The sequence below is a fragment of the Streptomyces sp. NPDC048278 genome, assembly GCF_040652195.1.
Classification (GTDB): Bacteria; Actinomycetota; Actinomycetes; order Streptomycetales; family Streptomycetaceae; genus Streptomyces.
The window spans coordinates 137,140-149,951 of sequence record NZ_JBEZLP010000013.1; the positions used below are offsets into that span (position 1 = coordinate 137,140).

11 protein-coding genes are annotated in these 12,812 nt (G+C 71.0%); 9 read left to right on the forward strand and 2 right to left on the reverse strand.

Annotated features, from left to right (window positions below):
• Nucleotides 1-121 precede the first annotated feature (121 nt).
• The gene (map, locus tag AB0D74_RS23505) at nucleotides 122-901 is read right to left on the reverse strand and encodes a type I methionyl aminopeptidase (RefSeq protein WP_362590186.1); all 780 of its coding nucleotides are present in this window, start codon (nucleotides 899-901) and stop codon (nucleotides 122-124) included.
• 44 nt (nucleotides 902-945) lie between these two features.
• Between map and AB0D74_RS23510 the strand changes: the two genes are divergently transcribed.
• From AB0D74_RS23510 to AB0D74_RS23550, 9 genes are all read left to right on the forward strand, one after another.
• The gene (locus tag AB0D74_RS23510; RefSeq protein ID WP_351707725.1) at nucleotides 946-1,197 is read left to right on the forward strand and encodes a helix-turn-helix transcriptional regulator; all 252 of its coding nucleotides are present in this window, start codon (nucleotides 946-948) and stop codon (nucleotides 1,195-1,197) included.
• A gap of 143 nt (nucleotides 1,198-1,340) precedes the next feature.
• Complete coding sequence (locus AB0D74_RS23515) at nucleotides 1,341-2,711, forward strand: hypothetical protein (RefSeq protein WP_362590189.1); 1,371 nt, start codon at nucleotides 1,341-1,343, stop codon at nucleotides 2,709-2,711.
• Nucleotides 2,712-2,949: 238 nt separating this feature from the next.
• Nucleotides 2,950-3,792: a nitrilase-related carbon-nitrogen hydrolase gene (locus tag AB0D74_RS23520; protein WP_362590192.1), complete on the forward strand. Its 843-nt coding sequence runs from the start codon at nucleotides 2,950-2,952 to the stop codon at nucleotides 3,790-3,792.
• Nucleotides 3,789-5,072: an aspartate aminotransferase family protein gene (locus AB0D74_RS23525; protein WP_362590195.1), complete on the forward strand. Its 1,284-nt coding sequence runs from the start codon at nucleotides 3,789-3,791 to the stop codon at nucleotides 5,070-5,072. Before AB0D74_RS23520 ends, AB0D74_RS23525 begins: the two co-directional genes overlap by 4 nt.
• Before the next feature lie 191 nt (nucleotides 5,073-5,263).
• Complete coding sequence (locus AB0D74_RS23530) at nucleotides 5,264-6,844, forward strand: PucR family transcriptional regulator (RefSeq protein ID WP_362590198.1); 1,581 nt, start codon at nucleotides 5,264-5,266, stop codon at nucleotides 6,842-6,844.
• Nucleotides 6,845-6,999: 155 nt separating this feature from the next.
• Nucleotides 7,000-7,842, forward strand: coding sequence for a nitrilase-related carbon-nitrogen hydrolase (locus tag AB0D74_RS23535; protein WP_362590201.1), 843 nt, complete (start codon nucleotides 7,000-7,002; stop codon nucleotides 7,840-7,842).
• 121 nt (nucleotides 7,843-7,963) lie between these two features.
• Entirely contained in the window at nucleotides 7,964-9,370 is a 1,407-nt protein-coding gene (gene hydA / locus AB0D74_RS23540) for a dihydropyrimidinase (RefSeq protein WP_362590204.1), read from the forward strand.
• A gap of 11 nt (nucleotides 9,371-9,381) precedes the next feature.
• Entirely contained in the window at nucleotides 9,382-10,401 is a 1,020-nt protein-coding gene (locus AB0D74_RS23545) for a TIGR03842 family LLM class F420-dependent oxidoreductase (protein ID WP_362590207.1), read from the forward strand.
• Between the two features lie 128 nt (nucleotides 10,402-10,529).
• Nucleotides 10,530-12,059, forward strand: a complete 1,530-nt coding sequence (locus AB0D74_RS23550; protein WP_362590210.1) for an NCS1 family nucleobase:cation symporter-1 — start codon at nucleotides 10,530-10,532, stop codon at nucleotides 12,057-12,059.
• A gap of 22 nt (nucleotides 12,060-12,081) precedes the next feature.
• Here AB0D74_RS23550 and AB0D74_RS23555 read toward each other — a convergent pair whose 3' ends face one another.
• Entirely contained in the window at nucleotides 12,082-12,765 is a 684-nt protein-coding gene (locus tag AB0D74_RS23555) for a hypothetical protein (protein WP_362590213.1), read from the reverse strand.
• Between the last annotated feature and the right edge of the window lie 47 nt (nucleotides 12,766-12,812).

Here is a 12,812-nt window from a genome sequence, read left to right on the forward strand (position 1 = left end):
TTTCCGCCCGTCACGGATAGATGTACGGGGGGACCGTGGCCGTTGTTCAGCACTTCGGAGAATTCATTTGTGTGATGCCGACCCGCATATCGAGATAAGAAAAGCGCAGGAAAAACCTGTGTCAGTTCTCTGAATTCCTGGCCGTGAGAATCCGCGGCCCCGCCGCCGTGATCGCCACGGTGTGCTCCGCGTGCGCCGCCCGGGAGCCGTCGTTCGTCCGCAGGGTCCAGCCGTCGTCGGCCGCGTGGTAGCCGTCCCGGCCGCCGCCGATCAGCATGGGCTCGATCGCGAGCACCATCCCGTGCCGGAGCGGGAGGCCGCGCCCGGGACGGCCCTCGTTCGGTACCCCGGGGTCCTCGTGCATGCGGCGGCCGATGCCGTGTCCGCCGAAGTCCTGCGGGATGCCGTAGCCGCCGTCCCGGCACACCCGGCCGACCGCGTGCGCGATGTCGCCGATGCGGTTGCCGACGACCGCCGCCGCGATGCCCGCCGCGAGCGCCCGCTCGGCCGTCTCGACGAGCCGCACGTCCGCCGGGCGCGGTCTGCCGACCGTGAAGCTGATCGCCGAGTCGCCCGCCCAGCCGTCCAGCACCGCACCGCAGTCGATCGAGACCAGGTCGCCGTCGCGCAGCCGGTAGCCGGTCGGGATGCCGTGCACGATCGCGTCGTTCACGGACGCGCAGATGACGGCGGGGAACGGGGTGGGCGCGAACGAGGGCCGGTACCCGAGGAAGGGGGAGGAGGCCCCCGCCTCGCGCAGCACCTCCCGTGCCACCTCGTCCAGTTCGAGCAGGGAGACGCCGATGCCGGCGGCCTCCCGTACGGCCGTCAGGGCCCGCCCGACGACCTGGCCCGACGCGTACATGGCGTCGATCGATGTGTCTGTCTTCAGTTCCACCATGCCAATTAATATACCGGTTTTCTCGACCGGGTTAGAATGGTGGCATGGTGCGCACCCCTCTCACCCCGGAAGAACGCGAACGCGGCGAGCGGCTCGGGCGGTTGCTGCGCGAGGCGCGCGGCGGCCGGAGCATGACGGAGGTGGCCGCCGCGGCGGGCATCTCGGCCGAGACCCTCCGCAAGATCGAGACCGGGCGGGCACCGACCCCCGCCTTCTTCACCGTCGCCGCGCTGGCCCGCGCGCTCGGGCTGTCGATGGACGACCTGGTGGAGCGCTGCGCCCTCGTCGTCGTGTGACGCGCCCCGGCGCAGGACGCGCCTCGGTCAAGATCGGGCAATGAGGGCTTCGCACGCCCGCTGAAAACTCCCCGTAGCAACCCCGTAACACAACTGGTGTTGCCTACGGAGCCGGAGTGTTCCGGTCTGGCGGGAGTCGAGCGATGACTGTGGATCAACTCCCGGGCCGGGTGCGGGAGTTCGCGAACTACCTCAACGGCCTGCTGGCGCGTCTCGACCAGGCCGGCGGCTGGTGCGCGGTCTTCTGGCAGCGCGACCCCGACGGTATGCAGGCCTGCCTCGCCGGGCGCGAAGTACCGCCCTGGGACGTCGTGTCGGCGCTGCTCCAGGACCTCGCCGGCGGCTACGGCACCGAGGCCGCCGCGCGCGAGGCCGAGCAGGCCCGCCGGCTGCACACGCAGGCGCTCGTCGCGTACGACACCCGGCCGGGCGCCCGCGAGGACCTGGGCGACCGCCTCGACGTCACCCTCCGCGAACAGCGGTACGCCGCGGAACGGCTGGCGCAGCTCGGCCGCGCCCTCGACTCCGCGCCCTCCCGGGAGGCGGCCGAGGCCCTGAACATCGACCTCGCCTGGGCCCACGACGACCACGAGCGGGCGGTCGCCCGGTGCGCCGAGATCCAGGCGCGGATCGGAAGACTCGGGCGCCGGACCGAGCCCGCCGGTCGCCCGCGCGGCGAGACCTTCACCGTGACTCCCGAGCCGGTTCCGGTCGCTGTCCCTGCCCCCGTCTCGACCCCGGCCCCGGACCCCGCCCAGGACTCGGCCCCGGCTCCCGCCCCGGCCAAGCAGCGCAAGCGGCGGCGGGGCAGCGCCCGGTTCGCCGGCATGGTGGAGGACGAGGCCGCGCCCACCGTCGTACCGCAGACACCGGAAGTGTCCGTGTCCGAGGCCGCCACCGGCCGGCGCACTCCGCGCGGCGCCCGCTTCGCCGGGGCCGTCGAGGTGCCGGCGCGGCCGGAGCCGGTGCCGGCGGAGACCGACGAGGAGTCGGGGCAGGCCGTGACGGCGGCCGTGGAGCGGCTCCAACGGCTCCGGGCGGAGGGCCGCACCGGGGAGGCACACGCGCTTCTGGCCGAGGTCGCGCACTGGTCCGCGGTCCGGTTCCCGCTGCTCGCGGAGGCCCTCCAGCGGGCCGGGCTCGGCGCCGACTGGGCCACGCTGCTCTGGGAGACGGCCTCGCTCCCGCCCGCCCGGCTGGTCGCGGCGGCCGACGCCCTGACCGCCGCGGGCCGGACCGACGACGGCCGGCAGATCCTGCGCCAGGGCGTCGCCCGCCCCGCCACGGAGATCGGCGAGGCCGTCCTCGCCCTCGACACGGAGGGCCGCCACCGCGAGGCCCGTGCCCTGCTGGACACGTACGTCCAGGTCCGACCCCCGGAAGAGGCGGCCCACAGCGCGGAACCGGACCCCCGGCGGCTCGTCCCCCTCCTCCTCCGTTCGGCCCAGCACATCTCGGACCAACGCCACTGGGACCTGCTCCACGCGCTGCGCGTGGCGGGCCTGGCCGCTTGAGCGCCCTGCAGGGGCGCGGGGCTGTACCGATATGCGGCTCCGCCGCGTGGGTGCGACCAGCCCCCACGCACCCGCGGCCCGAAGCGCTCCCGAGCCCCGACGGCGCTGACGAACCGGCCCCCGCATCCGCCAGCCAGGTAAGAAACGCGATCGACTCGGCGGCTTAACGACGATGGTCTTGGCAAGGAATCCGAGGAGGCTTACTTTCGACCCTCTACGGGCGTAGAAGGAGCAGCTCATGGCCAACGTCGTACGCGCCGCTCTGGTCCAGGCCACCTGGACCGGCGACACCGAGTCCATGGTGGCGAAACACGAGGAGCACGCCCGCGAGGCGGCCCGCCGAGGCGCGAAGATCATCGGATTTCAGGAAGTCTTCAACGCCCCCTACTTCTGCCAGGTCCAGGAGCCCGAGCACTACCGCTGGGCCGAGCCGGTCCCGGACGGCCCCACCACCCGTCGTATGCAGGAACTCGCCCGCGAGACCGGCATGGTGATCGTCGTCCCGGTCTTCGAGGTCGAGCAGTCCGGCTTCTACTACAACACCGCCGCCGTGATCGACGCGGACGGCTCGTACCTCGGCAAGTACCGCAAGCACCACATCCCGCAGGTCAAGGGCTTCTGGGAGAAGTACTACTTCAAGCCCGGGAACGCCGGCTGGCCGGTCTTCGACACCGCCGTCGGCAAGGTCGGCGTGTACATCTGCTACGACCGCCACTTCCCCGAGGGCTGGCGGCAACTCGGCCTGGGCGGCGCCCAGCTGGTCTACAACCCGTCGGCCACCTCGCGCGGCCTGTCGGCCTACCTCTGGCAGCTGGAGCAGCCGGCCGCCGCCGTCGCCAACGAGTACTTCGTCGCCGCCATCAACCGGGTGGGCCAGGAGGAGTACGGGGACAACGATTTCTACGGGACGAGCTACTTCGTCGATCCGCGTGGGCAGTTCGTGGGGGAGGTGGCGAGCGACAAGGGTGAGGAACTCGTCGTCCGCGACCTCGACTTCGACCTGATCGACGAGGTACGGCAGCAGTGGGCCTTCTACCGCGACCGCCGTCCCGACGCCTACGAAGGGCTGGTACAGCCGTGAACGACCTCTTCGCCCGCCATCGCCAGGTGCTGCCCGACTGGCTGGCTCTCTACTACGACGAGCCCCTGGAGATCACCCACGGCGAGGGCCGGCACGTCTGGGACGCGGACGGCAACCGCTACCTCGACTTCTTCGGCGGCATCCTCACCACGATGACCGCGCACGCGCTCCCCGAGGTGACGAAGGCGGTGAGCGAGCAGGCCGGGCGGATCATCCACTCCTCCACGCTCTACCTCAACCGCCCGATGGTCGAACTCGCCGAGCGCATCGCCCAGTTGAGCGGCATCCCGGACGCGAGGGTCTTCTTCACCACGTCCGGCACCGAGGCCAACGACACGGCCCTGCTGCTCGCCACCACCTACCGCCGCACCAACACCGTCCTGGCGATGCGCAACAGCTACCACGGCCGCTCCTTCAGCGCGGTCGGCATCACCGGCAACAAGGGCTGGTCCCCGACCTCCCTCTCCCCGCTCCAGACGCTGTACGTCCACGGTGGCGTCCGCACCCGCGGCCCGTTCGCCGAGCTGAACGACCGTGACTTCATCGCGGCCTGCGTCGACGACCTGCGCGACCTCCTCGGCCACACCCGCCCGCCGGCCGCGCTGATCGCCGAGCCCATCCAGGGCGTCGGCGGCTTCACCTCCCCGCCCGACGGGCTCTACGCGGCCTTCCGCAAGGTCCTCCAGGAGCAGGGCATCCTCTGGATCGCCGACGAGGTGCAGACCGGCTGGGGCCGCACCGGCGAGCACTTCTGGGGCTGGCAGGCACACGGCCAGAGCGGCCCGCCGGACATTCTCACCTTCGCCAAGGGCATCGGCAACGGCAGCTCCATCGGCGGTGTGGTGGCCCGCTCCGAGATCATGAACTGCCTCGACTCCAACAGCATCTCGACGTTCGGCGGCACCCAGATCACCATGGCGGCCGGCCTCGCCAACCTGTCGTACCTCCTGGACCACGACCTCCAGGGCAACGCCCGCCGCGTCGGCGGCCTGCTCATCGAACGCCTCCGGGCGGTCGCCGCCCAGCTGCCCGGCGTGCGCGAGGTACGGGGCCGCGGCCTGATGATCGGCATCGAACTGGTCAGGCCCGGCACGGACGAGGCCGACCCCAAGTCCGCGTCGGCCGTCCTGGAGGCGGCTCGCGAGGGCGGCCTCCTCATCGGAAAGGGCGGCGGCCACAACACGAGCGCGTTGCGCATCGCCCCGCCGCTGTCCCTGACGGTGGCCGAGGCGGAGGAGGGCGCGGCCATCCTCGAACAGGCCTTGAGGAGCGCCTACTAGGCGCTCTGCCGGAAGCGCAGAGACACGCCGTGTGGGGACCTGCGGGCCGGTGGGGGCTGGTCGCGCAGTTCCCCGCGCCCCTTACAGGGGCCTCAGGCAGCGCCCCTTCAGGGGCGCGGGGAACTGCGCGACCAGCCACGACGGCGCCGCAGTCGACAGACGCACCGAACCCGACCAAGGGACCACGCAAGATGACCGCCACTTGGGATCCCCCGCACACCACAGACCCCATACTGTCGGTCCGTCAGATCCTCGCCCTGGAACGGGTCCTGGCCGGCGACCCGGAGGTGGTCGCCGGCTCCGCCCACCTCGACCGCCCCGTCCGCTGGGTGCACGTCGCCGAGGCCCCCGACGTCGGCGTCATGCTCACCGGCGGCGAGATGGTCCTCACCACCGGCGTCCTGCTCGCCGGCGACGCGCACAAGCAGGCCGAGTACATCCAGTCCCTGCACCGGGCCGAGGCCGCAGCCGTGGTCCTCGGCCTCGGCCGTGCCTTCCCCGCCACGCCCGACGCCATGCGCCGCGCAGCGGACCGCTGCGGCCTCCCCCTGGTGGTCCTGCACCGCCCCTTCCCCTTCGCGGAACTGACCGAGGAGGTCCAGTCCCGCCTGGTGCGGCGGAAGTTCGCCGCGGTCAGCCTCTCCGAGTCCGTCCGCACCGCCCTCACCGGCCTGATCACGGCCGGTGCCCCCCTCCAGCGGCTCCTCGACGAGGTCGCCGTGCACAGCGCCTGCCCGGTGGTCGTCACCAACCTCGCGCACCGGGTCCTCGCCACCGCGGGGGAGCGGTCGGCGGTCGACGACGTGCTCCGCGACTGGGAGCGCATCGCGCGCCAGGCCGGCGGCGGCACCGGCGACGGCTGGATCCGCGCCGAACTCGGCGGCCGGGGCGAGCGCTGGGGCCAGATCATGCTCTGCGGCTACCGCGGCGACACCGCCACCGGACGCCTCCTGGCCGACCGGGGCGCCGAGGCCCTCGTCCTGCACCGCATGCTCGGCGGCGGCTCCGCCCACACCTGGGAGGAGCAGTCCGCGCAGAGCCTGCTGACCGACCTGGTCTCCGGGGTCGTACCGGCCCGCCAGCTGCTGCCCAGGGCCCGGGCCGCCGGACTGCCCGTCAACCGGCGGACCTTCGTCCCGCTCGTCGTACGGGACGCGGAACCCGCCCAACTGGAGCGGATCCTGCGCCTGCTGGGCCTGCCCGGACTCGTCGCCGAACTCACCGAGCGCATCACCGCCGTCCTCCTCAGCCTCGCCCGCGACCAGGACGCCGACGCCCTCGCCGCGCACTTCGCCGCCCGGCTGCACGGCGAGTCGGCGGGGTCGCAGGCGGTGGTCGCCGCGGCGGGCGCCCGTACCGTCTGGGACGACGTGCCCACCGGCCTGCGCGAGGCCCAGCACGTCGCCGACGCGGTCGCCGACACCACCGCCGCCCTCGACCTCCCGGCCGTCGTCCGGCTCAAGGACGTCCACCTGCGCGGCCTGATCCGGTTGTTGCGCGACGACCCGCACGTCCAGTCCTTCGCCGAGCGCGAGCTGGACGGCCTGCTGTGCGGGAGCGGCACCGACCAGGACCTGCTCGGCGTCCTGCGGACCTACCTCGCCACCGGCCGCAACAAGTCCCGCACCGCCCAGCTCCACCACGTCTCCCGCCCCGCGCTGTACCGCCGCCTGGAGGCGATACAGACCCGGCTCGGCGTCGACCTCGACGACTTCGAGCAGGCGGCCTCCGTGCACATCGCACTCCTCGCGCACGACGCGCAACAGCAGTGAAACATGCGACGACCTGGGAAAACGGCGGTGAAACATGGGCCATCGACAGCGTGACACGGTGGCACGCCGGGCACCCGTAGACGTGACACGATGCAACTCAAACAGGACTTCCGGGCTTTCTAGCCTTCTCGCACACCGAGCGACCGGAGGTCCCGATGAGCCGAGTGATTCGTGCCGCCCTCTTCCAGACCGCCTGGACCGGCGACAAGGAGTCGATGATCCAGGTCCACGAGCAGGCGGCCCGCGACGCAGCCGCGCAGGGCGCCCAGGTCCTGTGCTTCCAGGAGCTGTTCTACGGACCCTACTTCTGCCAGGTCCAGGACAAGGCCTTCTACGAGTACGCCGAGCAGGTCCCGGACGGCCCGATCGTCCAGCGCTTCCAGGCCCTCGCCCGCGAACTGGGCCTCGTCCTGATCCTGCCGGTCTACGAGGAGGAGCAGCCGGGCGTCCTCTACAACACCGCCGCCGTGATCGACGCCGACGGCTCCTACCTCGGCAAGTACCGCAAGCACCACATCCCCCAGGTCCCGGGATTCTGGGAGAAGTTCTACTTCCGCCCGGGCAACGCCGGCTGGCCCGTCTTCGACACCGCCGTCGGCCGGATCGGCGTCTACATCTGCTACGACCGCCACTTCCCGGAGGGCTGGCGGGCGTTGGGCCTCGGCGGTGCCGAGATCGTCTTCAACCCGTCGGCCACCTCGCGCGGACTCTCCCGCTACCTCTGGCAGTTGGAGCAGCCGGCGGCTGCCGTCGCCAACGAGTACTTCGTCGGCGCGATCAACCGGGTCGGCGTGGAGGAGCTGGGCGACAACGACTTCTACGGCACCTCCTACTTCGTGGACCCGGAGGGTCAGTTCGCCGGCGAGGTCGCCTCCGACAAGGAGACCGAACTCGTCGTCCGCGACCTGGACCTGGCCAAGCTCCGCGAGGTCCGCGACCGCTGGCAGTTCTTCCGCGACCGCCGCCCGGACGCGTACGGCCCCCTGACGGCGCCTTAATAGCGCGCGTCGTAAAAGCGCCCCCGCAAGGGGCGCGGGGCAGCGCTCGACATGCGGCTGCCGCCGCGTGGGCGCGACCAGCCACATCGGACCGGCACGTGACCACGAACGAGAGGACCCCATGACCACCGGCCGCACCCTCATCCACGGTGGACTCGTCATCACCGCGTCCGACGAGATCCACGCCGACGTCCTGATCGAGGACGGCCGCATCGCCGCCCTCGCGGCGACCGGCACCCCCGCCGCCGAGGCCTTCACCGCCGAACGCACCATCGACGCCACCGGCAAGTACGTCATCCCGGGCGGCGTCGACGCCCACACCCACATGGAGCTGCCGTTCGGCGGCACCTTCGCCTCCGACACCTTCGAGACCGGCACCCGGGCCGCCGCCTGGGGCGGTACGACCACGATCGTCGACTTCGCGGTGCAGAGCGTCGGCCACAGCCTGCGCGAGGGCCTGGACACCTGGCACGCCAAGGCCGAGGGCAACTGCGCCATCGACTACGGCTTCCACATGATCGTCTCCGACGTGAACCAGGAGACGCTCAAGGAGATGGACCTGCTGGTCGAGGAGGGCGTGACCTCCTTCAAGCAGTTCATGGCCTACCCCGGCGTCTTCTACTCCGACGACGGCCAGATCCTGCGCGCCATGCAGCGCTCCGCCGAGAACGGCGGCCTGATCATGATGCACGCCGAGAACGGCATCGCCATCGACGTCCTCGTGGAACAGGCCCTGGCGCGCGGGGAGACGGACCCGAGGTACCACGGGGAGGTGCGCAAGGCGCTGCTCGAAGCCGAGGCCACCCACCGGGCCATCAGGCTCGCCCAGGTCGCGGGCGCGCCCCTCTACGTCGTACACGTCTCCGCGATGGAGGCGGTCGCCGAACTCGCCCGCGCCCGCGACGAGGGGCTCCCCGTCTTCGGCGAGACCTGCCCCCAGTACCTCTTCCTCTCCACCGACAACCTCGCCGAGCCCGACTTCGAGGGCTCCAAGTACGTGTGCAGCACGCCGCTGCGCCCCAAGGAGCACCAGGCCAAGCTCTGGCAGGGCCTCAGGACCAACGACCTCCAGGTCGTCTCCACCGACCACTGCCCCTTCTGCTTCGTCGGCCAGAAGGAACTCGGCCGCGGCGACTTCTCGAAGATCCCCAACGGCCTGCCCGGCGTCGAGAACCGGATGGACCTGCTGCACCAGGCCGTCGTCGACGGGCACATCTCGCGCCGCCGCTGGATCGAGATCGCCTGCGCCACCCCGGCCCGGATGTTCGGCATGTACCCGAAGAAGGGCACCATCACCCCGGGCGCCGACGCCGACGTCGTCATCTACGACCCGGCGGCCGAGCAGATCGTCTCCGCCGAGACCCACCACATGAACGTCGACTACTCGGCGTACGAGGGCAAGCGGCTCACCGGCCGGGTCGAGACGGTCCTGTCGCGGGGTGTACCCGTCATCACCGAGCGGGAGTACACCGGCCACGCCGGGCACGGCGTCTACACCCCGCGCTCCACCTGTCAGTACCTCAACTAGGAGACGCGCCCATGGACTTCGGACTCGTCCTGCAGACCGACCCGCCGGCCTCCCGGGTCATCAGCCTGATGAAACGGGCCGAACGCAACGGCTTCCGCTACGGCTGGACCTTCGACTCGGCCGTGCTCTGGCAGGAACCGTTCGTGATCTACAGTCAGATTCTGGCCAACACGAGCAAGTTGACGGTCGGGCCGATGGTCACCAACCCGGGCACCCGCACCTGGGAGGTCACCGCCTCCACCTTCGCCACCCTCAACGACATGTTCGGCAACCGCACGGTCTGCGGCATCGGCCGCGGCGACTCCGCGATGCGGGTGGCCGGCCGCAAGCCCAACACCCTGGCCCGGATCAGCGAGGCCATGAAGGTGATCCGTGCGCTGGGCAGCGGCGGCGAGGCCGACCTCGGCGGCACGGTCATCAGGTTCCCGTGGGTCAAACCGGGCGCCGAACTCCCCGTCTGGATGGCCGCGTACGGCCCGAAGGCCCTGAAGATGACCGGTGAGGAGGCCGACGGGTTCATCCTCCAGCTCTCCGACCTCTACCTCACCGAGTACATGGTCAAGGCGGTGAAGGACGCGGCCGTCGCCGTCGGGCGCGACCCCTCCGAGGTCAGGATCTGCGTCGCCGCCCCCGCCTACGTCACCGAGGACGACTCGCCCGAGGCCCTCGCCCACGCCCGCGACCAGTGCCGCTGGTTCGGCGGCATGGTCGGCAACCACGTCGCCGACCTGGTCGCCAAGTACGGCGAGCACTCCGCCGCCGTACCCGACGAACTCACCGACTACATCAAGGCCCGCCAGGGGTACGACTACTCGCACCACGGACGCAGCGGCAACCCCGACACCGAGTTCGTGCCCGACGAGATCGTCGACCGCTTCTGCGTCATCGGTCCGGCCGAGAAGCACATCGAGAAGCTGAACGCCCTGCGCGAGCTGGGCGTCGACCAGTTCGCCGTCTACGACATGCACGACGCCCAGGAGGCCACCATCGACGCGTACGGGACGAAGGTCATCCCGGCCGTCAACGGCTAGCCCACTCCTGGCAGTTGGTCTCCCCCTTCCCGCCGTCCCGGGAAGGGGGTCAGGGCGCACCCCACACGCGTACCCCCCGCCCCGCCCGCACGGCCTCTCCCGTCCCGCCTCATCTGATTGGCCTGCCCATGACCGACACCGCTCCCACGGCCATACCGCCGTCCGGTCAAGTCACCGTCTCCGACGGGCGCGTCGAGCTCTCCCCGGGTTCGCCGCCGCCGAGCGGTCCGTACGCCAACGAGGACCTGCTGCCGGTCCCCGTAGCCAAGCGCACCTGGACCACCTACAACTTCTCCGCGCTCTGGGTCGGCATGGCCCACAACACGGCCTCCTGGACCCTGGCCTCCGGGCTCATCGCGGTCGGCATGGACTGGAAACAGGCCGTGTTCACCATCGCCCTGGCCAACCTGATCGTCCTCGTGCCGATGCTGCTCACCGGGCACGCCGGACCCAAGTACGGCATCCCCTTCCCGGTCTTCGCCCGAGCCTCCTTCGGGGTGCGCGGCGCCAACCTCCCCGCCGTCGTACGGGCGTTGGTGGCCTGCGGCTGGTTCGGCATCCAGACCTGGATCGGCGGCGAGGCCATCTACTTCCTGGCCGGCAAGCTGATCGGCGACAGCTGGGCGAACGCCTCGCACATCGGCGGCTACGCCTGGACCATGTGGCTGTCGTTCGCGCTCTTCTGGGTGCTCCAGGTCGCGATCATCTACCGGGGCATGGAGACGATCCGCCGCTTCGAGAACTGGGCGGCGCCCTTCGTGCTGGTCGGCGCGGTCGTGATGCTGGTCTGGATGAGCAACAAGGCCGGCGGCCTCGGCCCGCTCTTCGACCAGCCTTCCAAGCTCGGCTGGGGCGGCGGCTTCTGGAAGATCTTCTGGCCGTCCCTGATGGGCATGATCGGCTTCTGGTCGACGCTGTCGCTGAACATCCCCGACTTCACCCGGTACGGGAAGAGCCAGAAGGCGCAGACCCGGGGCCAGGCGCTCGGCCTGCCCACCACCATGACCCTCTTCGCCTTCCTGTCGGTGCTGGTGACCTCCGGCTCGCAGGCCGTCTACGGGCAGCCGATCTGGGACCCGGTCCAGCTGGCCGCGAAGACGGACAACGTGGTCGGCCTGCTCTACGCCCTGGTGACCGTCCTCGTCGCGACGCTCTCCGTGAACATCGCGGCCAACCTGGTCTCGCCCGCCTTCGACTTCTCCAACATCGCGCCCCGGAAGATCAGTTTCCGTATCGGAGCCCTGATCACCTCGGTCCTCGCGGTGCTGATCTTCCCGTGGAAGCTGTACTCCGACCCGCAGGGCTACATCTTCACCTGGCTCGGTCTGGTCGGCGGTCTGCTCGGCACGGTCGCCGGCATCCTCATCGCCGACTACTGGATCCTGCGCCGCACCCGCCTCGACCTGACCGACCTGTACCGCACGGGCGGCCGTTACTGGTACGACGGCGGCTGGAACTGGCGGGCGGTGGTCGCCTTCCTGGTCGGCGGCATCCTCGCGGTCGGCGGCGCCAGCTTCAAACCGCTGATCGACGGCCGTCCCGTCCCGGCCCTGTCCTCGCTCGCCGACTACGGCTGGGCGGTCGGCCTCGGCACGTCCCTGGTGCTCTACCTGGGGCTGACCCTGCTGGTGCGGCCCGCGAAGGCGCTCCAGCCGTGAGCACGGAGGGCAGCCGGTCCGGCTACTGGCTGCCCTTCAGTGCGGTCACCGCGGCCTTGGCCGCCTGGATGGCACCCTTGTTGATCACGTCCGTGCTGGGCGCCTTCTTGTTCTCGAAGTCGCTGCCGTTGTAGGTGACGACCACCAGCGCGTTGGAGACCTGGGCCATCACCACGCCCTCGCGGGTCTGCTGCTTGTCCTCGGTGGTGAGGTTCACGACCGAGTAGCCGTTGTCCCCGAGGCCCGGCACGGCCCCGCCGCCGCTCTTCTCGGCGACCCGGTCCTTGTACTCCTTCGCCGCCGCCGCGTCCGTGTCCATGATCTCGAAGGAGACGTCGAGCCATCGGTAGTCGTACCCCTTGAGCGCGTTCCACGAGCAGGTGCGGCGCAGCTTGGTGTCGGTGGAGGGGATCTCCTTGCCGGCCGTCTTGGCACCGGGCACCAGGGACTTGACGGTGGCCACCGGGATGCTGCCGCAGGGGGCGGGCGCGGCGGAGTACGCCTTGGCGGACGTCGTGGAGGCGGAGGACGTCGACGGGGAGTCGCCCGCCGACTGGCCGGCCGTCTGCTGGGTCGACGCGTCGGACGAGCTGCCTGTGGACGTCGTCTTGTCCGGGCCCGACGCCATCACCCAGCCCGCACAGGCGAGCACGGCGACCGGCGTCAGGCGCGCGGTGAGGGCGAGCGGCAGGGGAAGAGAACGCAAGTCGCACTTCTCGCTGGGGGACGGTGTGCGGAGTGGCCCGCACTGCG

Coding starts and splice junctions, on each gene's coding strand:
- map (WP_362590186.1), bottom strand. CDS start 901: ATGGTGGAACTGAAGACAGACACATCGATCGACGCCATGTACGCGTCG.
- AB0D74_RS23510 (WP_351707725.1), top strand. CDS start 946: ATGGTGCGCACCCCTCTCACCCCGGAAGAACGCGAACGCGGCGAGCGG.
- AB0D74_RS23515 (WP_362590189.1), top strand. CDS start 1,341: ATGACTGTGGATCAACTCCCGGGCCGGGTGCGGGAGTTCGCGAACTAC.
- AB0D74_RS23520 (WP_362590192.1), top strand. CDS start 2,950: ATGGCCAACGTCGTACGCGCCGCTCTGGTCCAGGCCACCTGGACCGGC.
- AB0D74_RS23530 (WP_362590198.1), top strand. CDS start 5,264: ATGACCGCCACTTGGGATCCCCCGCACACCACAGACCCCATACTGTCG.
- AB0D74_RS23535 (WP_362590201.1), top strand. CDS start 7,000: ATGAGCCGAGTGATTCGTGCCGCCCTCTTCCAGACCGCCTGGACCGGC.
- hydA (WP_362590204.1), top strand. CDS start 7,964: ATGACCACCGGCCGCACCCTCATCCACGGTGGACTCGTCATCACCGCG.
- AB0D74_RS23545 (WP_362590207.1), top strand. CDS start 9,382: ATGGACTTCGGACTCGTCCTGCAGACCGACCCGCCGGCCTCCCGGGTC.
- AB0D74_RS23550 (WP_362590210.1), top strand. CDS start 10,530: ATGACCGACACCGCTCCCACGGCCATACCGCCGTCCGGTCAAGTCACC.